General features: G+C 63.9%; 23 protein-coding genes. 12 read left to right on the top strand and 11 right to left on the bottom strand.

Annotated features, from left to right (window positions below):
* Window positions 1–109: 109 nt before the first annotated feature.
* From AABD04_RS01325 to AABD04_RS01310, 4 genes are all read right to left on the bottom strand, one after another.
* Window positions 110–943 (bottom strand): alpha/beta fold hydrolase, encoded by an 834-nt coding sequence (locus AABD04_RS01325; protein ID WP_341439942.1) that lies wholly within the window; start codon window positions 941–943, stop codon window positions 110–112.
* Window positions 940–1,545, bottom strand: a complete 606-nt coding sequence (locus AABD04_RS01320) for a TetR/AcrR family transcriptional regulator (RefSeq protein ID WP_341439941.1) — start codon at window positions 1,543–1,545, stop codon at window positions 940–942. Before AABD04_RS01320 ends, AABD04_RS01325 begins: the two co-directional genes overlap by 4 nt.
* Window positions 1,542–3,329 carry an N-acyl-D-amino-acid deacylase family protein gene (locus AABD04_RS01315; protein WP_341439940.1) on the bottom strand — a complete coding sequence of 596 codons (1,788 nt, stop codon included), beginning with the start codon at window positions 3,327–3,329 and terminating at the stop codon, window positions 1,542–1,544. The genes AABD04_RS01320 and AABD04_RS01315 overlap by 4 nt, the downstream gene beginning before the upstream one ends.
* Before the next feature lie 73 nt (window positions 3,330–3,402).
* On the bottom strand, window positions 3,403–4,197 hold the full coding sequence (locus tag AABD04_RS01310) for a glycosyltransferase (protein WP_341439939.1): 795 nt from the start codon (window positions 4,195–4,197) through the stop codon (window positions 3,403–3,405).
* Window positions 4,198–4,297: 100 nt separating this feature from the next.
* Between AABD04_RS01310 and AABD04_RS01305 the strand changes: the two genes are divergently transcribed.
* Window positions 4,298–6,466: a hypothetical protein gene (locus AABD04_RS01305; protein WP_341439938.1), complete on the top strand. Its 2,169-nt coding sequence runs from the start codon at window positions 4,298–4,300 to the stop codon at window positions 6,464–6,466.
* Here AABD04_RS01305 and AABD04_RS01300 read toward each other — a convergent pair.
* The gene (locus AABD04_RS01300; RefSeq protein ID WP_341439937.1) at window positions 6,460–7,416 is read right to left on the bottom strand and encodes a Gfo/Idh/MocA family protein; all 957 of its coding nucleotides are present in this window, start codon (window positions 7,414–7,416) and stop codon (window positions 6,460–6,462) included. The genes AABD04_RS01305 and AABD04_RS01300 overlap by 7 nt on opposite strands.
* Window positions 7,416–8,516, bottom strand: a complete 1,101-nt coding sequence (locus AABD04_RS01295) for a DegT/DnrJ/EryC1/StrS family aminotransferase (protein ID WP_341439936.1) — start codon at window positions 8,514–8,516, stop codon at window positions 7,416–7,418. The genes AABD04_RS01300 and AABD04_RS01295 overlap by 1 nt, the downstream gene beginning before the upstream one ends.
* A 153-nt stretch (window positions 8,517–8,669) precedes the next feature.
* Between AABD04_RS01295 and AABD04_RS01290 the strand changes: the two genes are divergently transcribed.
* Both AABD04_RS01290 and AABD04_RS01285 read left to right on the top strand, forming a co-directional pair.
* Window positions 8,670–9,413 carry an LbetaH domain-containing protein gene (locus AABD04_RS01290; protein ID WP_341439935.1) on the top strand — a complete coding sequence of 248 codons (744 nt, stop codon included), beginning with the start codon at window positions 8,670–8,672 and terminating at the stop codon, window positions 9,411–9,413.
* Window positions 9,410–10,402 carry a lysylphosphatidylglycerol synthase transmembrane domain-containing protein gene (locus AABD04_RS01285; protein ID WP_341439934.1) on the top strand — a complete coding sequence of 331 codons (993 nt, stop codon included), beginning with the start codon at window positions 9,410–9,412 and terminating at the stop codon, window positions 10,400–10,402. The genes AABD04_RS01290 and AABD04_RS01285 overlap by 4 nt, the downstream gene beginning before the upstream one ends.
* On the opposite strand, the gene rfbB is transcribed toward AABD04_RS01285, so the two are convergent.
* Window positions 10,399–11,406 (bottom strand): dTDP-glucose 4,6-dehydratase, encoded by a 1,008-nt coding sequence (gene rfbB, locus AABD04_RS01280; RefSeq protein WP_341442923.1) that lies wholly within the window; start codon window positions 11,404–11,406, stop codon window positions 10,399–10,401. The two genes, AABD04_RS01285 and rfbB, sit on opposite strands and share 4 nt — an antisense overlap.
* Before the next feature lie 225 nt (window positions 11,407–11,631).
* Between rfbB and AABD04_RS01275 the strand changes: the two genes are divergently transcribed.
* From AABD04_RS01275 to AABD04_RS01265, 3 genes are read left to right on the top strand one after another with little or no spacing between them, the layout of a single operon-like run.
* Window positions 11,632–12,417 carry a hypothetical protein gene (locus tag AABD04_RS01275; protein ID WP_341439933.1) on the top strand — a complete coding sequence of 262 codons (786 nt, stop codon included), beginning with the start codon at window positions 11,632–11,634 and terminating at the stop codon, window positions 12,415–12,417.
* On the top strand, window positions 12,414–13,625 hold the full coding sequence (locus AABD04_RS01270) for a WXG100 family type VII secretion target (protein WP_341439932.1): 1,212 nt from the start codon (window positions 12,414–12,416) through the stop codon (window positions 13,623–13,625). Before AABD04_RS01275 ends, AABD04_RS01270 begins: the two co-directional genes overlap by 4 nt.
* A complete protein-coding gene (locus AABD04_RS01265) occupies window positions 13,622–13,996 on the top strand; it encodes a hypothetical protein (protein ID WP_341439931.1) in 375 nt (124 codons plus the stop codon). Before AABD04_RS01270 ends, AABD04_RS01265 begins: the two co-directional genes overlap by 4 nt.
* 18 nt (window positions 13,997–14,014) lie before the next feature.
* Here the strand turns inward: AABD04_RS01265 and AABD04_RS01260 are convergent, their stop codons facing one another.
* Window positions 14,015–14,533: a maleylpyruvate isomerase N-terminal domain-containing protein gene (locus AABD04_RS01260; RefSeq protein ID WP_341439930.1), complete on the bottom strand. Its 519-nt coding sequence runs from the start codon at window positions 14,531–14,533 to the stop codon at window positions 14,015–14,017.
* A gap of 130 nt (window positions 14,534–14,663) precedes the next feature.
* Here AABD04_RS01260 and rfbA point away from each other — a divergent pair, with 130 nt between their 5' ends.
* Both rfbA and AABD04_RS01250 read left to right on the top strand, forming a co-directional pair.
* A complete protein-coding gene (gene rfbA / locus AABD04_RS01255; protein ID WP_341439929.1) occupies window positions 14,664–15,536 on the top strand; it encodes a glucose-1-phosphate thymidylyltransferase RfbA in 873 nt (290 codons plus the stop codon).
* Window positions 15,533–16,114 carry a dTDP-4-dehydrorhamnose 3,5-epimerase family protein gene (locus AABD04_RS01250; protein WP_341439928.1) on the top strand — a complete coding sequence of 194 codons (582 nt, stop codon included), beginning with the start codon at window positions 15,533–15,535 and terminating at the stop codon, window positions 16,112–16,114. Before rfbA ends, AABD04_RS01250 begins: the two co-directional genes overlap by 4 nt.
* A 73-nt stretch (window positions 16,115–16,187) precedes the next feature.
* Here AABD04_RS01250 and AABD04_RS01245 read toward each other — a convergent pair whose 3' ends face one another.
* Window positions 16,188–17,216 carry a TerC family protein gene (locus AABD04_RS01245; RefSeq protein ID WP_341439927.1) on the bottom strand — a complete coding sequence of 343 codons (1,029 nt, stop codon included), beginning with the start codon at window positions 17,214–17,216 and terminating at the stop codon, window positions 16,188–16,190.
* Between the two features lie 174 nt (window positions 17,217–17,390).
* Window positions 17,391–17,909 (bottom strand): GtrA family protein, encoded by a 519-nt coding sequence (locus tag AABD04_RS01240; RefSeq protein WP_374230308.1) that lies wholly within the window; start codon window positions 17,907–17,909, stop codon window positions 17,391–17,393.
* Between the two features lie 47 nt (window positions 17,910–17,956).
* Here AABD04_RS01240 and AABD04_RS01235 point away from each other — a divergent pair, with 47 nt between their 5' ends.
* Genes AABD04_RS01235 through AABD04_RS01225 form a run of 3 tightly spaced genes read left to right on the top strand, consistent with a single transcriptional unit; the run spans window position 17,957 to window position 22,064 of the window.
* Complete coding sequence (locus AABD04_RS01235) at window positions 17,957–19,408, top strand: FAD-binding oxidoreductase (RefSeq protein WP_243610621.1); 1,452 nt, start codon at window positions 17,957–17,959, stop codon at window positions 19,406–19,408.
* The gene (locus tag AABD04_RS01230) at window positions 19,405–20,169 is read left to right on the top strand and encodes a decaprenylphospho-beta-D-erythro-pentofuranosid-2-ulose 2-reductase (protein ID WP_121871831.1); all 765 of its coding nucleotides are present in this window, start codon (window positions 19,405–19,407) and stop codon (window positions 20,167–20,169) included. The genes AABD04_RS01235 and AABD04_RS01230 overlap by 4 nt, the downstream gene beginning before the upstream one ends.
* A 5-nt stretch (window positions 20,170–20,174) precedes the next feature.
* The gene (locus AABD04_RS01225; protein WP_341439926.1) at window positions 20,175–22,064 is read left to right on the top strand and encodes a galactan 5-O-arabinofuranosyltransferase; all 1,890 of its coding nucleotides are present in this window, start codon (window positions 20,175–20,177) and stop codon (window positions 22,062–22,064) included.
* A gap of 11 nt (window positions 22,065–22,075) precedes the next feature.
* Here the strand turns inward: AABD04_RS01225 and AABD04_RS01220 are convergent, their stop codons facing one another.
* On the bottom strand, window positions 22,076–23,086 hold the full coding sequence (locus AABD04_RS01220; RefSeq protein ID WP_243595897.1) for a helix-turn-helix domain-containing protein: 1,011 nt from the start codon (window positions 23,084–23,086) through the stop codon (window positions 22,076–22,078).
* 97 nt (window positions 23,087–23,183) lie between these two features.
* Between AABD04_RS01220 and AABD04_RS01215 the strand changes: the two genes are divergently transcribed.
* Window positions 23,184–23,504, top strand: coding sequence for a 2Fe-2S iron-sulfur cluster-binding protein (locus tag AABD04_RS01215; protein WP_317532900.1), 321 nt, complete (start codon window positions 23,184–23,186; stop codon window positions 23,502–23,504).
* Window positions 23,505–23,521: the final 17 nt, after the last annotated feature.

The following is a 23,521-nucleotide window of genomic DNA, read 5'->3' as shown; positions in this document are numbered from 1 at the left end:
CGAGAAGTACCCCATCCAGTTCGAGTAGTGACCCTGTGCGGCCGTGGAGAGAAGAAGACCACTGACCATGGTCGCACAGCATCCGACCGATCCGTCCGACGCTCGCCGTCTACTCCGCTTCCCGCACCCTCGCCATCAGCACGCGGGCGGCCTCGACGGGGTGCGTGTACGGCCACCAGTGGCCCGCATCGACCCGAACGACGCGTAGGTCGGGGATCCATCGATCGAGACCGTCGGTGAGGTTCGTCGACAGCATGCGGTCGTGGGTCGGTACGACCACGGTGGTCGGCACGTCGCATCGAGGGTCGGGTCCGCGGAGCACACGCCGCAACACGTTCGCCCGGTACAGACCGATGCCGCGCTGTTGGTCGGCCACCGTAGGAGTCGGCTCACCCTCGACATTCAGTCGCGCCAACAAATCCGGCACGCGTCTGCCGAGAACGGGCACATGAAACCCGAAGACGTACCAGGACCGGGCCAACTGCCCGACCAGCGAAGGCCATCGATGCGGCCGCACCAACCGCGCCCGCGCCACCTGCCGCAGATGATCCAGACTGGGTCCGGACACCGATGTGTACGACGCGAAGGTGGTGGTTGCCCGAGGCGAGGCCATCGCCTCCCACAGCTGTACCGACCCCCAGTCGTGGGCGAAGACGTGCACCTTCCCGGTGAGCTCAGGAATCGACTCGACCACCGCGAAGACATCCCGCGCCAGCTGCTCGATGGACACGTCCGCTGCGGGCTCGAGTGTGGACGCTCCACTGCCTCGCGTGTCGTACGCGATCACCCGGACCTGATCGCCGAGCTCGGCGATCAGCGGATCGAACACGTGACGGTTGTCGGGATAGCCGTGCACCAGCAGCACGGTCGAGCGCGCACCCGGGTTCCCGTATTCGAAGACAGGAAGCTCGGCACCGGAGATGCGCACCGTCCAGTGGGTCATCCGACGTCGCTCAGAGCGTGCAGAGTGCCTCCGCGCAACAGGTGAGCAATCATCCTCAGCCGCATGGCCTCCTGCTCGGGTTGCGGATGCACCACAGCTGCCAAGGCCTCGCCGTCGAGCAGGTGGACCACGGTGAAGATCACTGTCTCGAGCTGTCGTGGATCGATCACACCGGCCACCGGTAGCGTGCGAGCAAGTTCGGCGATCTGCTCATGATATCGAACGGTGAAGGGCTGCAGCCTCTCTCGCAGCTCGTCGTCGCTGCGCGCGGCAGTCAAGAGCTCGTACCACGCACCGTTGATCGGGGCGCGGCACGCAGCCCTGAGCAATTCGAGGCAATGTTCGATGGACGCGCTACCGAAACCGGACAGCCCATGACGGAACTCCACGAACTGGCGTCGCCGAACCTCGTCCGCTGCGGCGACGATCAGGTCGAGCCTGGTGTCGAAATGCCGGAACATGGCACCCGACGACACCCCTGCGCGGCCGACGATCTCATTGACACTGGTTGCGGCATAACCCTTCTCGCACAACGACACGATCGTCGCGTCGAGCAATTTTCCGATGGTCTCGGTCCGACGCTGTTGTTGACTCGGGCTCACACACGCTCCCGGCGACGAGGAGCCGTTGGGGTGCCTGCCCGCAGGAAGCTACCTGCCCGCTCGGACACACCGAACCAGGGCGCAAAGACACCGTCGGAGAACACCACTCGGCCCGCGACCAGAGTGGCGGTGACAGCGCGATCGTTGCGATTGACCATTCGACTCAGGCCACCGAACTCCGGCATGATCTCCTCCCGGTAGGCCAGCACATCCTCGTCCAGGCCCTCGGGATCGATGACGACGATGTCGGCACGATCCCCCACCCGTATATGTCCGGCGTCGACACCGTAGAAGTCGGCCAACTCGCCGCTGAGCTTGTGCACGGCCTTCTCGACCGTCATGAACGGCTTACGATCGCGCTGCGCATCGTGCACGCGGTGAAGCAACCGGATGCCGAAGTTGTAGAACGCCATGTTGCGCAGATGAGCGCCGGCGTCGGAGAAACCGACGGTCACCCCCGGCTGGTTGATCAGCTTGTCCATCTGCCGCTTGCGATGATTGGCAACAGTGGTGTGCCAGCGCAGCTTTCGGCCGTGCTCGACCACCAGATCGAGGAACGCGTCGACCACGTGCACACCGCGCTCGGCCGCGACCTCCGCGACGTTCTTGCCGACGACCGACGCGTCGGGGCACTCGGTGATCTCGGCGTCGGCGAAGTCCCGATGCCAGACGCGCGAGCTGAACTTCTTCTCGAAATCGGCACGGAACCACCGGCGGTATGCCTCGTCCGAGAGCAACTCGTTGCGGCCCAACTCTTCTCGCAGATGCAGCGCGGCGCGACCCGAACCGAACTCCTCGAACACCACCAGGTCGATGCCGTCGGAGTAGACGTCGAACGTGGTGGGTAGGTGCTGCCAGCGGAACTGACCCTTGCCCGGTCCGTTGACGATGCGAGCGAGCGGGCCGAAGATCCGATGGATCCAGGGCGACGCCTTGGCATCGGCCGCAGCCAGCAGCGAGATCTTGAGCGGAGTGCGCCCGATCCCGGTGGCCGAGGCGAGGAAGAACAGCATGTCGTATTTGGTGTTCAGGTTCGGGATGCTCTGCAACAACCGACCGCGTCGACGCAGAATCTTGTGCAGAGAACGGAATTCGCTCCAGCGCGCGTACGAGGACGGCAGGGAACGAGACCGGTATCGATCGCCGTCCAACTTGTCCCACGGGTTCGTCATGGTCGACATTCCGAGCAGCCCGGCGTCGAGCGCCTTCTCGAGCGCGTCGGACATGGCATGCCATTCCTCGCGGGTGGGCCTCTGACTGCGATCGGTCGAGCGGTCTAGGCCCATGACGTGTGCGCGTAGGTCCGAATGACCAACCAACGCAGCGATATTGGGGCCGAGGGGCAAGCGCTCGAGCGCTGCGATGTACTCGTCGGGGCTCGTCCACGTCTTGTGAGTATCGACGGCCTTGAGCACATGATCGCGCGGCAGCGCCTCGACCCGGCTGAACAGATCCGCGATGTCGACCGGAGTGGAGTAGAGCGTCGACAACGAACAGTTGCCCAGGAGAACCGTCGTGACCCCGTGCCGGACGGATTCTTCGAGGCCAGGCCCGACGAGCACCTCCGCGTCGTAATGGGTGTGCACGTCCACGAAGCCCGGCGTGACCCACTTGCCGGTGGCGTCGACCACCTCGGTCGCCGGGCCCGCCTCGAGCGGCGTGGAGGACACGGCCCGCACGACGCCGCCGACGATGCCCACATCGGCACGCACTCCTGGACCGCCTGATCCGTCGTAGACGGTGCCGCCGGTGATGACGACGTCGAACGAAATATTCGGGTTCATGTGACCTCCGTCATAGAATGACGAAACCATAACTTAGAGAGTGGTCACTCGCAATAGCCGAGAGCGGCTCGCTTCAGGCGTCGACAGCCTGACGACCGGCTCGTGCGGCCGCCAGTAGTTCGTGACGCCGACCTCGCAACGACAGGAGACCTCGGGCCATCTTCACGACGTCGGCGAAGGCAACCCGGCTGGGCTCGCTGCGATGCGATTCGGACAGGCGTACCGGCAACTCCACGGGACGGACACCGGCCAACTCCACCGCGTAGTCCAGCTCGGTGGTGAACAAGAAGCCTGGTTCGATCAGCTGCGGAGCCACCGCACGCAGCAGCGTGCCGTCGACGATGAACGTTCCCTGTGGGTCCCGCGTTCGAGTGCCGAGGACAATTCTGCGAAGTGACGTGAAACCGAAGGTCATCACTCCCCGGAGCAGTCCGCGTTCCACCGCAGACTCCGGGTGTGCCTTGGAGCCGATGGCCACCAATGGCGTCGACCCGGTTTCGGAGGCCAACTGCGCAGCCGCATCCAGATCGTCGAAACCGAACGGAAGATCGTCGGCGGTCAGCAGGACGCGGTCACCACGAGACTGCTCGACGCCGAGCCGAAGCGCATTGCCCATACCCTTGTCACTGGTCAGCACGTGGAGCGCGACAGCAGGATGAGTCCACCCGGCCTCGAGCCGAGCACAGATATCGGCAGTCGAATCGGTCGAACCGTTCTCGACCACGATGATCTCTGCAGTTCTTCCGGACAGGTACTCGACGAAAGCGTCGACAGTGGCCTCGATGACTCGGGCGGAATTGTGGGCCGGTATGACCACCGACAATTCGACCGCTTCCGGCCGCGAACTCGGAGCGGGACCAGAAACCACCGTCACCCTTTCAGCGCCTGTCGGATAGTGCGAACGGACGAAACACTACGCTGCAACGGACTGTTCCATGCCCACCGACCATCACCGACGAAGGCGTTTCGTGACTTCTGATCGCCCCTGGGCGGCGCGGGTACTCCCGCCCGCGGTTCTGGCCCTGACCGTCGCTCTGGCTGCCGCGGTACCCATGCTCACGAACCGATGGTTCTACTACTGGGACGACAGCGCGGCAGCATTCACTCCAGGCTGGCGAGTGATCGGCGAGAGACTGCTGTCGGGGTCATGGCCGACGTTGCTGCCCGAACTGTGGGCCGGCGGGAACGTCACCGCCGAAGCCCTCTACGGCACCTACAACCCGCTGCTGTTGGCCAACTCTGCCCTGATCGCGGCGATTCCCAATCTGGCCATCGGCATCACCCTGGTCAAGATGCAGTTCATGGCGATTCTCGCCGTCGGCGTCTATCTCCTGGCGAAGCAGTACGGCGCGCGCACGTCGATGGCGTTCGTCGCCGGTTTCGCGATGCCGTTCGCCGGCTACACGCTGTACTTCGACGCCTCGAGTTGGGCGTCGGGCCTGTTCGCTTTCGCGTGGATCCCACATGTCTGGTGGTCGACCAGGTCCGCTGCCCTCGGCCGAGTCAATCCCATCGTTCCCATTTTCTTCGGCTTCATGGCCATGACGACCGGCAACCCATACGGTGCCGTCGCGGTCGCCGTCGTGTATCTCGCTGTCATCGCAGAGGTCGTGGCGCTGGGCAACTATCGGCGCATCACATCGCTGATCGTCAGCGGAGTGTCCATCCTGGCGATGTCCTTGATCGTCTACCTCCCACTCGCCTTCACCACTGACGTGTCGGTGCGAAACCAGTCCGGAGTGTCCAACGACGGCACTCTCCGGCCCGGACTGGGCGATCTGATCAACGTCAGCAGCCCGACTCATCTGCCGATGGTCGAGTCCTTCGGGGCCAGCTTCATGACCGTCCCCATCGGGTACCTCGTCTGGTTCCTGGTGCCGCTGAGTCCGTGGATCCGATGGCGAACGCTCGGCAACCTGAAAACGAGCGCACTATCGCTGGCCGTCTTCGGCGGCATCTACGCAGTGTTGCTCCTCGGTCCATCGAACCTGTGGCTGTTCCGCTGGCCCATTCGGTTGATCGAGTACGGCCAACTGCCCCTGTTGGTTGTCACCGCCGTTGCGGCCAGCGCCGGATTGCATCGCGAGAGAATCCGACTGCGGGTCTCGATCACCGCAGCCCTGCTGGTGTTGCAGTTCTACCTGGCGTGGTCGAGCGTCCCTGACGACCTCGGCATCCATGCACTGGCACTGCTGGTCTGCGGCCTTCTGACGGTTGCCGCTGTCACCGCGGCCTTGCGGGCACCACGCGTGTTCGGCGGCGTCCTCATCGTAGGAATCGTTGCCACACTTGCACTCCAGACGAACGCGTGGTTCACAAGCAACGACAACGTGACACCGTGGCGTTTTCCTCGCCAGGTCGCGTTCCTGGAAGATCGCTTGGACAGCAGGTACACCGGCAACACTTTCGCGATCGCCGACACGGATTCCATTCCCGATGACGATCCGACGTCGCAATGGGGTGACCTGGTGTTCGGCAACGCGTGGCAAGCCTCCGGCGTTGACGCCGTGAACAGCTATGCCGGTATCAGTTACGAGGATTTCGTCGACGCACTGTGCCTCAATTACTACGGCGGAGTCACCTGCCCGGACGCAGTGGACAGATTGATGGCAACGGCACCCGGAACCGATGTGTCATGGGCGGATGCGCTCCGACTCGACACGATCATCGTTCAGAACAGCGGCCCCTACGGAGATCTGAGCGCGCTCGAGCAACTCCCCCTCGACCGATGGACGATCACCAACTCCGACGTCGTCACCGTCGCACACCGCAACACGCCGCTACCGTGGCCGGATGGACGACTGTCCGCTGTCGGCGACGGAGTCACCGTGCTTGCGGACGATGCCGAGACGGACACCCGAGAGACTGTGCAGTACAACGGTTCCGGAGTCGTCACGTTCGCGCTGCTCGCGTGGCCGGGGTGGACGGCCACCGTCGATGGGGCTCCCGCAGAGGTGCGCGCCACCGAGGGTGGCTTGCTGCAGGTGGTGCTGCCGGAGGGAGGCAGGACCGCGACGATCGAATACACCCCGCCGGGCACAGCCGGCGGGGTTGCACTGGCCGCCGGTGGACTCGTTCTTGCCCTCGCCCAGTCGGTCGTGGTCGGCGTCCGACGACGCCGTCCAGTCGATCAGTGAGCCGCCGCCCGCGTGGCTTCGTCCACCGCGCGGTGCGCCGGGAGGATCGAGTTGCGTTCTGCTGCAACATCTCCTGACCCGCCGACGAGGTCCAGGAAGTGGTTCAACTGAGCCGACAGCGGCTCCTCGCTGTACCTGATGGTCGGGATCTCGATGATCGTCTGCTGCTGATACCCGTCGCGGTCGGACGGCATGTCGTCGTCGATGTGCCGATAGACCGTGATGTCGCGGCGCAGCAGGTCGATCTCGATGAGCCGATCCGACTCGAGCAGCGACAGCTGGCGGATCTTGCGCTGGCTGATCCGACTCGCCGAAATCGTTGCGACAGCACCAGACTCGAACCGCAGAATCGCGTCTGCGCAGTCTTCGGCGTGGTTCTCCTTCGACGCAGCATGAAAGTAGCCGAACTCCCCAGCAACGGATTTCGGTTCGGAGCCGACGAACGATATAGCCAGATCCACGTCGTGAATGAGGAGATCGGTCGCCACTCCTGTCGAGATGCGCGATACGAACGGCGAATGCCGAATGCCGTTGACCTGCCATACGTCACCGGCGAACTCGCGAGCTGTGCGCACCGCCGGGTTGAATCGCTCCAGCAGACCGCACATCAACGGAATGTCCCCGGCGGCAGCCTTGCCCACCAACTCCGCGCTCTGATCGTACGTTGCAGCCAAGGGCTTTTCGACCAACACCGGCTTTCCGAGCTCGAGTACGCGCGAGGCGATGTCGTAATGAGCAGGAGTCGCGGCTGCGATGACCACTGCATCGATACCGGAGAGGTCGTCGAACTCCGCGGCCCAATCGCAGCCGAAGCGTTGGGCGACAGCCCGACCTTGACTCTCCCGTGGCTCGACGAGCACGGCGAGATCACACCGATCCGACTGTGCAATGACCCTGGCATGCAGAGAACCCATCCGACCCGAACCGACCAGCGCAACCCGAGGATTCATCACTGTCCCATCGCCGAACGGACAGCCGACACGACGGTGTCGACTTCATCGACAGTCAAGTTCGCATGCACCGGGATACTCAGGCATCGCTGCGAGACCGAGGTGGCAACCGGGGTGTCTTCGATGACGACGTTGGGATGCTGGCGGTAGCAGTCGTAGTCGTAGGCGGTCTTGGGGTAGTAGATGCCGCTACCCACGCCTGCGTCTGCAAGTCGCGAACCCAGTTCGTCTCGATCGATCGAGGCGTCCTCGTCGACCAGAATTGTGTACTGGTGCCAGACGTGCCCTCTGCGTTCGAGCTCTGCGGGAAGCGTCAGTCCGGTCACGTCCTTCAACCCGGTGGTGATCATGTCCGCGTTGCGCCGACGCTGCTCTACCTGGGCCCGGTATCCAGCCAACTGCGGAAGCCCGAGGCTGGCCTGCAGGTCGGTCATTCGATAGTTGTGCCCGACAACTTCGTATTGGTACCGCGCACGCATCCCCTGGTTGCGCAGGACTCGCAGACGATCGGCAACCGACGCGTCGTCGGTCGTGATCATGCCGCCCTCGGCGGTGGTCAGATTCTTCGTGGCGTAGAAGGAAAAGCAGCCGAGCCCGAACGTGCCGACTCCACGGCCGTCGAACGTCGCACCGTGCGCCTGCGCCGCATCCTCCACGATGGCGAGGCCGTGCTGTTGCGCGAGGTCGCCGAGCGCGGCCATGTCTGCAGATTGCCCATACAGATGAACCGGCATGAGCACCGAAGTGCGATCGGTGATCCGCGACGCCGCATCGGCGGGGTCGATATTGAAATCGTCCGCCGAAATATCGGCAAATCGGACAATGGCACCCGCGTCCAGAATTGCATTCAAGGTCGCCACGAAAGTGAACGGACTGGTCAAGACCTCGTCGCCAGGCTTCAGATCCTGAATTTCCAATGCTGCGCCGAGCGCCGTCGTACCGTTGTTCACTGCTATCGCGTGGTCAGCACCGACGAGCTCGGCGAACTGCTCCTCGAAGCGCTTGACCTTGGGGCCCTGCGCGACAATGCCCGAACGAAGGGTATCGAGCACTTCACGCTCGACATCTTCGCCGAAAACGACACTGGAAATTGCAATCACTGACTAACCCCTCGGACCGATCTGGGTGCGACGGAAACCGTACCGATTCGCATCTTTACCCGTTGACACTATCGCCTGCCATGAGGTCCCGGTCACAAGCCTTGCCGCGCGTAGCGTTATTTTCTACAACAACGCTGTAAAACCATCAGAAACGTGGGAGGCCGAATTCAGGTGCCGATCGACATAGGCCAGGACTGTCGAATCCACGAAACTGCCGTCATCGGCGACGGCGTCGTCATCGGCGACCGGGTCACCATCGGCCCCTTCGTAGTGCTCACCGGTCCGCTCGAGATCGGAAGCGGTTGCTGGATCGGCGCGCAGGCAGTGATCGGCGCACCGCCGGAGATCAACGGATTCGAGCACTTCTCCTCGTACTCCGAACCCAGCGTCGGGTGCGGCATCTTCATCGGCGAGAACACTGTCGTCCGCGAGCTCACCGCCGTGCACCAAGGAAGCGAGCGCCCGACGATGATCGGTGCCAACTCGTTCATCATGAATCGCATCTCGGTGGGTCACGACGTGCAACTCGGTGAGAACACGATCGCAGCGCCTGGCGTGACCTTCGGCGGCCACGTCACACTCGGCCACGGCTGCAACATGGGCATGAACAGCACCATCCATCAGCGTCGAGTGATGGGCGCGGGTGCCATGGTGGGGATGGGCGGCATAGCGACGAAAGACATCCCGCCGTTCGCCACCGTGGTAGGAAACCCGGGCGTCCTGCACGGGGCGAATTCCGTCGGTATGTCGAGGAAGGGCTACGCCGAATCGGACGTCGACGTTGTCGGTTCGGCGTATGCCAACGGTCGCCTTCCTGACCTGGCAGCGCTGAACGACGCGACCGCGACGGCCTTCGAGTGGTGGCGAAATCTGTCGACGAAGCCCTTGATCGGATGACCGAAGAGGTAGCCGCTTCGCGCGGAAAGAAGATTGCCGGCAACGTACTGCGCGTCGCGGTCACCGTGGCGATCGTCGTCGCCATCGTCTTGGCAGTGAGATCCCAGTGGTCCGAGGTCCGCGACACCATTCTGTCGCTGGGAATCTGGTCGCTTCTGGGGTCTTCGCTGCTGGTGTTTCTCGGCATGGGAGCTGCGGTCCGAGCCTGGCAACACGCGCTGGGGGCGCTGGAGTATCCGATCCCGGCATTCGACGCGGCACGCTGCTACCTGGTGGGCCAGCTGGGTAAGTATCTGCCGGGCAGCGTCTGGGCATTCGTTCTCCAGACCGAACTGGTCAGGCGGGCCGGGGTGACCAGAGCAGCCGGGTTCGTCGCCGTTCTCGTCACGGTCGGACTGAGCACCACATCTGCCCTCGTGGTCGGGCTTCTGGGTCTTCCCGCACTGTTCGACGTCAGCACCATCGCCGCGGTCGCAGTGATCGTGTTGGTACCGATCGCGTTGATCTGCGCCTACCCACCGATCCTGACTCGCCTGGTCAATCTCGCGCTGAAGCTTCTTCGCCGCGCGCCGCTGCAGTCCCCGCTGGCCACTCGCAAAATCGCTCTGTCGCTCGGCTGGTGTGCCGCCAGTTGGGTCCTCTACGGCACTCACCTGTGGATTCTTGCCTCGAGCTCCGCAGGTTTCCGGATCGGCGGGCTGGTGGAGTGCATCGGAGCGCTCGCACTCGGAATGTGTGCCGGAGTGCTCGTCGTCGTCGTGCCGTCCGGTATCGGTGTCCGAGAGGCCGTGGTGGTTGCAGCACTGTCGCCGTACATGGACGCGGGTGTCGCGTTGGGACTGGCACTGGCATCACGGCTGGTGTTCACCCTGTGCGAGGTGCTTGCAGGGGCGATCGCGGCCGCCTCCGGTTCACGAGCCCTGCGCAACATGTTGGTACACAGCGATTCTCGAGTCCCTGCCGCTCCCAGCCGGCCCTCCCCGAACTAACGGTTCAGGACGGACTCCTTGGACGCGTACACCGCCTCGGTGGCGTCCTTTTGCGGTCGCCACCACTGTTCGTTCTCGCGATACCAGTCGACAGTTGCTTTCAGGCCGGCACGGAAGTCGACGTAGGTTGGCGTCCAACCCAATTCGGTGCGGAGCTTGGTCGAGTCGATGGCATAGCGCAGGTCGTGGCCGGGGCGGTCGGTGACGAAATCGAAGGCGTCGGGTGCGTTGCCGGTTTCCTCGAGGATGGCTTCGAGGACGGTGCGATTGTTCGCTTCTCCGTCGGCTCCGATGAGGTAGGTCTCGCCGATGCGGCCGCCGTCGATGATGGCCCAGACGGCGCTGTTGTGATCGTCGACGTGAATCCAGTCGCGCACATTCTGACCTGCCCCGTAGAGCTTGGGGCGGGAACCGCTGAGGATGTTGGTGATCTGACGCGGGATGAACTTCTCCACGTGCTGATATGGGCCGTAGTTGTTGGAGCAGTTGGAGATGGTGGAGCGGACGCCGAAAGATCGGGTCCAGGCACGCACCAGCAGATCACTCGACGCTTTGGTCGACGAGTACGGGCTCGACGGGTTGTACGGGGTCGATTCGGTGAACCTCGCCGGATCGTCGAGTTCGAGGTCGCCGTAGACCTCGTCGGTGGAGATGTGGTGATAGCGGACGTCGTGTTCGCGGACCGCGTTGAGCAAGGTGGTGGTGCCGATGACGTTGGTGTGCACGAACGGCCACGGGTCGGTCAACGAGTTGTCGTTGTGGGATTCGGCGGCGAAGTGGACGACGAGATCCGTCTCGCGGACGAGGCGGTCGACGAGGTCGGCGTCGGCGATGTCGCCGTGCACGAACTCGATGCGATCCGCCACCGGGTCGAGGGAGGCCTTGTTGCCGGCGTAGGTGAGCTTGTCGAGCACGGTGACCTGGGAGTCGGGACGCTGCGCGAGGGTCTGATGTACGAAGTTCGCGCCGATGAACCCGGCCCCACCCGTGACAAGAATTCTCATGAACAGGCACTTTACCGGTGGATACTCGGGCGGGCCGTTCTTGTCGGGGTCCACAGGCCACTCCGGTAAGCGTGCCGCTGCACGGAATGCTCCACTCGACGCCCCCGCGGTGAGGATCCCGGCGACGAGACCGTCGAGTGGAGCAACAGTTGCGCCGCTCACGTGGTCGATTCGAGTGTCGGACGCGCGTGCTAGCTTCTGTTCGACTTCGGGGGGAGTACGTCAATGGGTCTCGGCAAAATTCTGATTCGTCTCGCGGCATCGGTAGCGCTGCTGTTCGGCCTCATGTGGGCAATTCCGCAGCTGGCGCCGGAGGTGCCGGAACCGTACAAGGGCGTGCAGGCTCTTCCGCCGGTGTCGCCGGACCCCACGGGCTCGGCGACCGCCCCGCCACCCCTGCCGCCGGGGTTTCCGTCGATGAACCGACCGCCACCGAAAATCGAGGTGCCCGACGGCCAGCCGCAGCCCATCGCCACCAAATTCGGCTGGACTTACGAAATACCGGCAGACTGGCGAAACTTCTCGACCGGAATCGCGGGTTGGTCGAACGATGGCAAGTCGGTCGTCTACGGTGCCAGCGCCGATTACGGCTACGGCTACTGCCCAGAAGTGGACGGGGCGTCGCTCGCCGAGTCCGGTATGACTGGCCGCAACGGGATGGACTTGCACGCCGCAGCACTGGACGCTGCCCGCGGCGCGGAAGTCGTCTTCGGCGACGACTCCGCTGCCCCACCACGCATCGAATACTCGGAGCCTCAGGACATCGAGGTCGATGGAGAGCCTGCCGTGCGATACACCGTTCGTGGCTCGGACATCCACGCCAGCGTGGAATGCAGCCCGACCGAGGCGACGTTCGACGTCGTGGCGATACCGGGATTCGCCACGGCAACCGTCGCGGTATTCATGGTTCAGCTCGACCAGAGCAACGAGGGCTCGCTGGACTACTCGACTGTGGACACCCTGATCTCGACACTGCGCAAGCCTGATTCGACGACGGGGCAGCCACGATGACCGAGGAGACATTCGAGGGCGATCCCTCGGAGATCGCCGGCCTCGGGAATCTTCTCGATCGCATCGGCGGCGAAACTCTGGCCGGTCATCATTATTTACTCGATCATGCGGGCATGAGCGAGAACGTGATTGGGCAGATTCTGCAGCGCCTCCAGCCGTATCTCGCAAGCTTTCAGGAGATGACACGCACTCGGCAGGTTCATCTGTCCACCAACTGCGGTGAAATGGGTGCCGAACTCAACAAGGCGGCATGGCTGTATGCCGATGAGGATCAGCGAAACTATGACCTGCTGAACGCTCACACAAGTGCGCCACCGATACCTGGCATCGATCGTGGCAACTCCGATCGTGCCGCGGTCGGCCATGTAGACGAATTCGACGGGGCAACCGATTACGGACGGCCCCACGGGATCGACTATCCCATCCCGAATCCCGTCGTCGACGACGTCCGAGACCTACTCGACGAAGCTGCGAGCTGGCTCGGAGAGATCGACAGAACGATCTTCGAGCTCTCCGGGTGGAGCCCTCTGAACGAGGCAACCATTCCGATCACCGGCAACTGGAACGAAATTCGCCGAATCGGTCAGGCGTACCAGATCGCGGGCGACGCGATGGAAGCTGCCGGTGGATCGTTTGCTGCAGGGGTGCGCCGCGTGGACAGCTACTGGAACGGCGCTGCCGCACAGGCATTCACCGACTATGCCGACCGACAACTGGCCGCAATGCGATGGGAAGGGCCTGCCGGACGGACGATCTCCGCAGTGTGCGGAGTGATATCCGAACAACTGCGCAACGCCGCCCTCGCCGTGGTGCGCAAGATCGTCGAATTGCTCGAGTCCGAAGTGGCCGTCGACAATGCTCGCGGCGCATTGAAGGTCGTGATCAAGAAGGTACCGGTGGTGGGCACCGCCTGGCAGGTCGAGAGCATCATCGAAATATGCTGGACAGCAATGGATCTGACCAAAGAGCTCATCGCGAAGATCGAGCAGGTGGTCGACGACTTCGGCGTGTTTCTCGACGCGCTCGGCGACCCCGAAGGCCAGGTGGGCAAGAAGATCGACGACACGTTGCGCCCCCTGAACGACTTCCTCGACTACGGCAAGCAATCTGTGGAAGCGGGAAAGACCGCGGATATCCGACCGGTACTCGACACTCCGGACGAGGACTTCTCTGTTGGCACCGGCGACGAACCATGGCGGGACGCATGATCGAGTCGCTGCCACCACACGCCCGAGCTGCGTACGACCGTCTGATGACATCCTGCAGTGAGCTCGAGGCCGCGCGCACGCGGGCCCTGAACACCGACCTGAAGGCTCAGCCGGGAACCCGACACGTCACGGCAGAATTGCTGGCTCGTCTGGCGTCGTCACCGCGGGCGTCGGCAGCAATGACTCGATTTGCCGATCGCGTCGCGTCGGGTGAATGCAGCTGGGAGCGCATCGAGTTGGAGGCGTCTCCGCTACCTCCTGAGGTCGACGAACTGAAGGGAGATCCGCAGATCGACTGGCCGGCCGAATGGCCGACACAGAACACTGAGGACGAGGTCGGAACTCAGCCGTACCGAATCCCGTGGGAATGAGCCACCAGCAGCGACGTCTCAGGAACGCGAGACAGTGCGTCCGGCGAAAGCCGCGAGGCGCTCATAAGCATTGGCCCCGTCCGGTGCGGGCTGCGCCGGGTGGAAAGCACCGGCGCGGCGTTCCTCGGTCAGATTCTCGGACATGAAGGCCATTCCCTCCTCCGCCACGGTCGAGTCGAAATCATCGGTGCCGCGACCGAGCGCGGTCGCGAGATCCCACGCGTGCACCGAGAATTCCGCTGCCACCATGCCGAGCGGCAGCGGCGAACCCGAATCGATCACTGCCAGCAGCTCATCGGTGCGCTCGGTCCACAGCGGGGTCGGGTCGGAGACGGACTGCGGCGAGATCGACCAATCGATGTCTTCGCCGCGGGCCATCGTCACCAACTGACCCGCCGTGTGCACCAGGTGGTCCGTCAGGTCGGCGACGGTCCACTCGGTACAGGGCGTCGCCGACGCTCTGGCATCGCCCTCAGCTGCCGCGAGAAGGGTGGTGACCTGCCTGATACCGGTTTCGATCTGGGTGCGGCTCGTCACGATCGTTGTCCTCGGTCCTCTCGGCGGGCGGGGTATGCGGCGAGCGTACGTGCACCTCATAGCTCACGCAGCGGAAACGGAGCAGGCACAACCGCGCGGTCGGCCGGAGGGTCTGGAAGACTTCGCCTTCATGCGGGGAATCATTCTGGCGGGCGGCACGGGCTCACGGCTTCATCCGATCACGATGGGAGTGAGCAAGCAGCTGGTCCCGGTCTACGACAAACCGATGATCTACTACCCGCTCTCGACCCTGATCCTCGCCGGTATCCGCGAGATCCTCATCATCACCACACCCCAGGACGCCGATCAGTTCACGCGCTTGCTCGGTGACGGCTCCCAATTCGGCATCTCACTGACCTACAAGGTCCAACACGAGCCCAACGGCCTCGCCCAAGCGTTCGTCCTCGGCGCCGAGCACATCGGCACCGACTCCGCCGCACTGGTGCTCGGCGACAACATCTTCTACGGCCCCGGCCTGGGCACCCAACTCTCACGCTTCGACACCATCGACGGCGGAGCCGTCTTCGCCTACGAGGTCTCCGACCCCACCGCCTACGGCGTCATCGAATTCGACGACAACCGCAAAGCCGTGTCGCTGGAAGAAAAACCCACCACCCCGAAATCGAACTACGCCGTCCCCGGCCTGTACTTCTACGACAACGACGTCATCGCCATCGCCCGCGACCTGCAGCCCTCCGCCCGTGGGGAATACGAGATCACCGACGTCAACCGCCACTATCTCGATGCCGGCCGCCTCCAAGTCGAAGTACTGCCCCGCGGCACTGCCTGGCTCGACACCGGCACCTTCGACTCCCTCCTCGACGCGTCGAACTACGTGCGCACCATCGAGCAACGCCAAGGACTCAAGATCGGGTCCCCCGAAGAAGTCGCCTGGCGGCGCGGATTCATCACCGACGACGAACTGCGCGCCCGAGCGGAGAAGCTCGTCAAATCCGGCTACGGCCGCTACCTACTGGATCTGATCGACCGAGGGAACCGATGACCTTTCGCGAGTTGAGCATTGCCGGCGCCTACGAGTACACCCCACGCCAGTTCGGTGACGACCGCGGCGTGTTCTTCGAATGGTTCAAAGCGTCGGCGTTCGAGGAGGCAACCGGGCGGTCGTTGGATCTGCTGCAGGCGAACTGCTCGGTCTCCGCTGCCGGGGTCCTTCGCGGGATCCACTTCACCACCAACCCACCCGGTCAGGCGAAATACGTCACCTGCGCCCGCGGAGCGTTCCTCGATGTCATCGTCGACCTCCGCGTCGGATCCCCGACGTTCGGGCAGTGGGACAGCGTGATCATCGACGACATCGACCGCAAAGCGGTCTTCCTCTCCGAAGGCCTCGGCCACGCCATCCTGTCTCTGGAAGACAATTCCACCGTCATGTACCTGTGCAGCCTGGAGTACACCCCGGCACTGGACCGCGACATCAACCCACTCGACCCTGCCCTGGGCATCGACTGGCCCACCACCGGCCGCGACGGCTCACCTCTGACCTACGAGCTCTCCGACAAGGACAAAGCCGCCCCCACCCTCGCCGAAGCCCTCGAAGCAGGGAACCTCCCTATCTTCTGAGTACATCGTCGTCGGGGCGACACCGCGGCCGTGCCGGCGTCGCCCCAACACCCGATGCTGTGCGCTGCGAAGGCTACGAACGATCTGTCCGTCGACCGCGCCTGCTCCACAAAGGCTGAGCCGCAGCAAGTTCCGTTTCTGTCGCAGTTCGGAACGGAGACGCGGACTGGTCGATCTGCGGGTGCGCAGTCTGCCCTCGTGTGGCTCGCAAACTGAGTACCACGGAGATCGCAAGAATCGACGAGATGACACCGAGCGAGACGGCGGTGGGGATGTAGAACACGTCCACCTTGAGTGCCATCTTGATGCCGACCCAAATCAGGACCAACGCCAATCCCACCTTCAGGTACACGAACCGGTGCATCAGGTCCGCGAGCAGGAAGTACATCGCGCGCAGGCCGAGAATCGCGAATGCGTTGGCGGTGAACACCAGGAAGGGGATGTCGGTGACGGCGAAGATCGCCGGGATGGAATCGACAGCGAAGACGATGTCGGTGACCTCGACGAGGACCAACACCGCCAGCAGCGGAGTGGCCAACGCGACGCCCCCGATGCGCACCACGAATTTCTGCCCGTAGAACGCGTCGGTCATGGGAACGTAGCGACGAAACAGCCGCAGAGCTCGAGACTGTTCGGGATCGAGGTGCTCGTTGCGTTGACGCACCATCCGGTAGCCGGTGAAGATCAAGAACGCAGCGAAGAGGTACAGCACCGCGCTGAAGCTGGCGATGAGGGCAGATCCCCCGGCTATGAAGATGCCGCGAAAGACCAGAGCACCGAGTACACCGAAGAACAGGACGCGGTGTTGCAGCTCTCTTGGCACCGCGAAATACGTGAAGATGATGGCCCACACGAATACGTTGTCGACCGCCAGCGACTTCTCGATCAGGTAGCCGGCGAAGTATTGCTGGCCGAACTCTGCACCGGCAGTGGCCCAGATCAGGACTCCGAAACCGACGCCGAAAGCGACCCAGATACCTGACCAGACGGCCGCTTCGCGCACTCCGATGACGTGTGCTCGCCTATGAGCGAACAAATCGACCGCGAGCATGGCGACGATGAAGCCGAGTACTGCCACCCAAGCCCAGAATGGAACGGACATGACAACCTCCAGTTCTATGAACTGGAGGTCTCTCCCGCCCGACGCGGGCCGCTCGCCGGGCCCGGATTGCCGGGCCGTGGTGACGACGAAGCTGCTGGGGGATACTCCCCTCCTGGGGCCATATTGAACCAGGACCTCGGCCCGGGATCAAGGATCCTTAGCGCACCACAATATCTACCGAATCTTGAAGATCACGAACCGCTGAACGAGGAAGTTGATGACCGTCGCCGTGCCCTGCGCGATGACGAAGGCCACGTTGGCGTACCAGAAGCCGTCGGGAAGGGCCTGGTAGAGCCAGGTGTAGATGCCGACCTGGACGGCGAAGGTGACTCCGTACAGCGCGACGACAGCGAGGAACCGGGCACGCGACGGTGCCGCGTTGAACGTCCACCGGCGGTTGATCAGGTACGCCGTTGTGGTGCCGAGCACGAAGCCGATCGCCTTGGCCAGCGTCACACCGACGCCGAACACGAAATGCAGGATCAGATTGACGCCCTGGTCGACGATTGCCGACAGCACACCCGTCGCCAAGAACCGCAGCACCTGCGTCTTGAGATCGAGGGCCGCGTCGGCGATGTTCTCGGTCAGCGGCAGCTCGACGGGTAGCGGGACGTGATGCTGCAACTCGTCGTCCTCGGGCGACCAGTCGTCGTCCGTCGAGCCTTCTTCTGCGGAGCGGTCGGGGGTGGACACGAGGACTGACACTAGCCGCTACCGCAATGCGGGTACCCTCTTGAGCGATGTCCACGACAGCCGACGACGCACTCTTCCCCCTGGAACCACAGGCCGGGAACACTGCGCCGCTACCCACGCAGACCCGCACACTCACCGGTTGGGGCCGCACTGCGCCCTCCACGGGAGAGGTGCTCTCGACCTCCGACCCCGAACTCATCGCGAACGCGGTCAAGCAGGTCGCCGAGCAGAACGACTCCAAGCCGGCCCACCTCCGACGCGGCGTCATCGCCCGCGGCCTCGGCCGCTCCTACGGTGACAATGCGCAGAACTCCGGCGGCCTGGTCATCGACATGAATGCCTTGAACGGCATTCACAGCATCGACGCGTCGACGCGGATCGTCGACGTCGACGGCGGCGTCAACCTCGACCAGCTGATGCGAGCGGCGCTGCCGTTCGGTCTGTGGGTACCGGTGTTGCCGGGTACTCGTCAGGTCACCATCGGTGGTGCCATCGGCACGGACATCCACGGCAAGAACCATCACAGCGCGGGTAGCTTCGGCAACCACGTCCGGTCGATGGAACTGCTCACCGCGGACGGTCAGATCCGCCACCTGACGCCGTCGGGCAAGAACGCCAAGCTCTTCTGGGCGACGGTCGGCGGCAACGGCCTGACCGGCATCATCCTGCGCGCGACCATCGAGATGACGCCGACGGAAACGGCCTACTTCATCGCCGACGGTGACGTCACCAGCACCCTCGACGAGACCATCGCCCTGCACAGCGACGGCAGCGAGAACAACTACGACTACTCGAGTGCCTGGTTCGACGCAGTCGCTCCGCCGCCCAAGCTCGGCCGCGCAGCCCTCTCCCGTGGATCGCTTGCAACGCTGGACCAGCTGCCCGCCAAACTTCAGAAGGACCCGCTGCGGTTCAACGCCAAACCGCTGGTGACGTTCCCGGACGTGTTCCCCAACGGCCTGGCCAACAAGTACACGTTCTCCGCCGTCGGCGAGGTCTGGTACCGCAAGGCAGGCAACTACCGGAACAAGGTGCAGTCCCTGACGGCGTTCTATCACCCACTGGACATGTTCGGCGAATGGAACCGCGCCTACGGCTCCAAGGGATTCCTGCAGTACCAGTTCGTTGTGCCACCGGAGGCCATCGACGAGTTCAAGAAGATCATCGTCGACATCCAGAAGTCCGGGCACTACTCGTTCCTCAACGTGTTCAAGCTGTTCGGACCCGGAAACAAAGCGCCACTGAGCTTTCCGATTCCCGGATGGAACATCTGCGTCGACTTCCCGATCAAGCCGGGCTTGAACGAATTCGTCCGCGAACTCGACAAGCGGGTGCTCGAATTCGGCGGTCGTCTCTACACCGCGAAGGACTCGCGCACCGACGCCGAGACCTTCCACTCGATGTACCCGCGGATCGACGAATGGATCAAGGTTCGCCGATCCGTTGACCCCACAGGCGTTTTCGCCTCCGATATGGCAAGAAGGTTGGAACTGCTGTGACGATAGATGCCGTCGGTAACCCCCAGACGATTCTGGTTCTGGGTGGCACCAGCGAGATCGGTCTCGCGATCACCGAGGAGTACCTGTCGAAGTCTCCGGCACGTGTCATCCTCGCTGCGCTGCCGAACGATCCGCTGCGCGAAAGCGCCGTCGCACAGCTGACGGCCAAGGGCGCGAAGGCCGTCGACGTCATCGACTTCGATGCACTCGACACCGCCTCGCACCCGAAAGTCATCGACGCGGCGTGGGCCAAGGGTGATGTCGACGTCGCCATCGTGGCTTTCGCCGTCGACTTCGATGCCGAGCAGCTCTGGCAGGACCAGCGCAAGGCCGTCCTCGCGGCGAACATCAACTACACCGCCTCCGTCTCGGTCGGCGTACTGCTGGGCGAGAAGATGAAGGCGCAGGCCTACGGCCGCATCATCGTCATGTCCTCAGTGGCAGGCGAGCGGGTACGTCGCTCCAACTTCGTGTACGGCTCCACCAAGGCCGGCCTCGACGGGTTCTACCTCGGACTCGGAGAAGCGTTGCGCGAGTTCGGACCTCGGGTCACCGTCGTTCGCCCAGGCATGGTGCGCACCAAGTTCAGCGCGCACGTCAAGGAAGCCCCGATGACGGTCGACAAGGAGGTCATTGCGAAGCTCGCGGTGAACGCGTCACGCAAGGGCACTCCCCTCATCTGGACTCCTGCGCCGTGGCGTCTGGTGATGATGGTGCTGCGGCACGTACCGCGGCCGATCTTCCGCAAGCTGCCCATCTGATTTCGATGACAATCGGGGTTGCACCGGCTCGCAGAACCGCCTCTGCCGTCGGCGAGATCGCTCTCGGTGTGCTCGTCGCAGTCGTGGTGGCGACGGTCGGGTTGTACGCCTTCTCACTGGTTCAGTGGCCTGCGTTCAACTCGTCCAACGTCACCCGCGCCATCACGACGCTCGGGCAGGTGGTTGCCGCAGCACTGTTCGCCGCGTCGATCTACCTGTACCGGATTCACAAGTGGCCGTGGATCGCTCGGCTCGCAGCGTGGATCGGGCTGAGCGGATTCGTCACCGTCACCCTCGGGATGCCGCTGGCTGCAACCAAGCTCTACCTGTTCGGCATCTCGGTCGACCAGGAGTTTCGCACCGAATACCTGACGCGGCTGACGGATTCGGCGTCGTTGCGCGACATGACGTACGCAGACATTCCGCCGTTCTACCCGGCGGGCTGGTTCTGGCTCGGGGGACGCGTCGGCAACCTGCTGGGCATGGACGGCTGGGAAGTGTTCAAGCCCTACGCAATCGGGCTGCTCGCCGTCACCGCTGTCGCGTCGTTCGTGCTGTGGAAGGCCCTGATCCGAGCCGACTGGGCCGTCGCCGTCAGCGCCGTCACCACCGCACTCGTCGTCGCCCACGCCTCCCCCGAGGCATACAGCGCCGTGATCGTGATGCTCTTCGCTCCCGCGCTCGTCCTCGCCTGGGGAGCGCTGCACCGCACCTCATCGGGTGGGTGGGGAGCGGTGGTCGGCACCGGGCTCTTCCTCGGCCTGGCCGCGACGTTCTACACCCTGTATCTCGGTCTGGCGGCGTTCACCGTCGTACTCATGGCGCTGTTCGCCGCCGTCCTCGCCTATCGCGAGCGGAAGTCCTGGAACGTACTGGTTCCCATCGCGATCAAGGTCGCCGCGATCGCCGCGATCTCGGGCCTCATCGCCGCGACCGTGTGGCTGCCGTACCTGGTCGAATTCCTGCGCGGCGCGCCGAGCACATCGGGCACGGCCCTGCACTACCTACCGGAAGCCGGTGCGACACTTCCGTTCCCGATGTTCGAGTTCTCCCTGATGGGCGTACTGTGCCTCATCGGCACGGTGTGGGTGGCGGTTCGATTCTCGTCCTCGCGCCGAGCGCAGGCACTCGGCGTCGGCGTCGTCTCCATCTACCTGTGGACGCTGCTCTCCATGGCCGCCACGGCCGCGGGCACCACGTTGCTCTCGTTCCGCCTCGAAGCCGTGCTGATCGTATTGCTGGGCAGCGCAGGAGTTTTCGGCTTCCTCGAAGGCAGCCACGCGATCTACCAGGCCATCAACGAGCCGCCGAAGTTCCGTATCGCCGCTGTCGTCGTAGCGGCCATCGGTGCCATGACCTACGCGCAGAACATCCCCCAGGTATTGCAGACCGAGATCACCGTCGCGTACTCCGACACCGACGGCGACGGCAACCGCGCCGACATGCGCCCACCGAGCGCGGTCTCGTACTACCGCGAGGTCGATGCCGCCCTGACCGAGCAAACCCAGCGTCCGCGCGACGAGACCGTCGTACTGACCGCGGACACGTCGTTCCTCAGCTACTACCCGTACTTCGGCTTTCAAGGACTGACCTCGCACTACGCCAACCCACTGGCGCAGTTCGATCAGCGAGCGGAGGCCATCGAGCAGTGGACCGAACTCGAGACACCCGATCAGTTGATCGACGCGCTCGACAACAGCCAGTGGCGTGCGCCCGACGCCTTCCTGTTCCGCCGCGGCGCGGACGGCTACACGTTGAGACTGGCCGAGGACGTCTACCCCAACGATCCGAACGTGCGCCGCTACACCGTCACCTTCCCCGAGTCACTGTTCGAGGATCCGCGCTTCACCGTGACCGACATCGGGCCCTTCGCGCTGGTGGTGCGCACGAGTTGAACGCGAACGCACTACCTCGGTGATGCGGTGTGAGATCGAAATTCCCTCGGTGAGCGTCCGGTCCATCGTGTGAAGGCGTGCGAGAAACTGGCGACGTCGCTGTAGCCGAGTTCGGCGGCGATCTCCCCTACCGTCACCGAACTGTCGAGCAGACGGACGGTCGCGCGCTCCTGAAGGAACGCCTGGCGCACCGCACGGAACGTGGTTCCCTCGTTGCCGAGCTTCCGTTTGAGGGAACTGGTCGAGATGGCCATTCTCCGTGCACAGTGCGCACTGTTCGTGCAGTCGCGGTCGGTGTCGAACAGCGCGCGCACGGTGTCCGTGTACGACTTCGCGCGACGGCCGTCGACAGCCTTCTTCAGTTCCGCGATCCCGAGTTGATACGACACCGAATCGGAGAACCGGCATGCCTCGGCGAGGATGGCCGCAGGCACGAAGACGAACGGTGACGGCGCATCGAACACGATCCGCCGGATCTCGTCGTCGTCGAGCGTATCCCGCACCGGCGTCGGGATATCGAGGTGAAGTTCGACCGCGTGCGCGGATCCGGCGAGCATGCCGATCAAACGAAGAAGGCACGAACCGGCGTACGCGACAGCAATGCTGTCGAGCCCGTCGTCCCCCGTGCGCCCGGCGAGTCCGATGGTCAACCCTCGATCGGTGTGGTGGATGTGCACGGCGAGAGCCGTGGAGATCAGAGGTAGGAACTCCAGCAACTCGACCATCTCTGCCACCGATCCGGCACTGATCAGCGGAAGACTGAGACGGCCGAACGACGTGGGCTGCACGTATCGCGCGAACGTCGCGCCGAGCCGGAACCCCAGTTGGCGGTCGAGTTCCGGGTACACCTCCCGAAACCACCGCAGCGGCACCTGGCCGTCGCGGGTGATCAGCTCCGTCATGCTGACGCCGTCACGCACCAAGATGCGTCGGAACGCCGCCTCGGCCCGCTCGCCCAGCGCGCCGCTACCGAGCAGCTGCGCGAAGGCGAGCGGGGGCACTCCGGACTCCTCGACTCCCACGTGAGCCAAATTAACAACAAATCGACGCGTTCGAGCCTGGTTCGGAAAGCCCGTCGCAGAGAGACTTGGAACACAGTTACTCAGCGAGGAGAACACCATGGCCAACGTCACCTTTGTCACGCACGACGGCGAGAAGCACGAGGCACCGCTGACCGAGGGCACATCCCTCATGCAGATTGCCGTCGACAACAACATCCCGGGTATCGACGGGGACTGCGGCGGCGAAGCAGCCTGCGGAACCTGTCACGTCGTTGTCGACGAGGCATGGAGCGACGTCGTCGGCACCAACGACGAGGTCGAGGAAGACATGCTCGCCATGAACCCCGAGCGTGAACCGACATCTCGGCTGTCGTGCCAGATGACCGCGCGCGAATCCTGGGACGGCTTGACGGTCCGCGTTCCCGAATTCCAGATCTGACCTGCGGACCGGAGGAG

The sequence above is a fragment of the Rhodococcoides navarretei genome, assembly GCF_038069675.1.
GTDB lineage: Bacteria > Actinomycetota > Actinomycetes > Mycobacteriales > Mycobacteriaceae > Rhodococcoides > Rhodococcoides navarretei.
The sequence above is the reverse complement of the archived record's forward strand: the minus strand, read 5'-3'. Positions and strand labels throughout refer to the sequence as shown.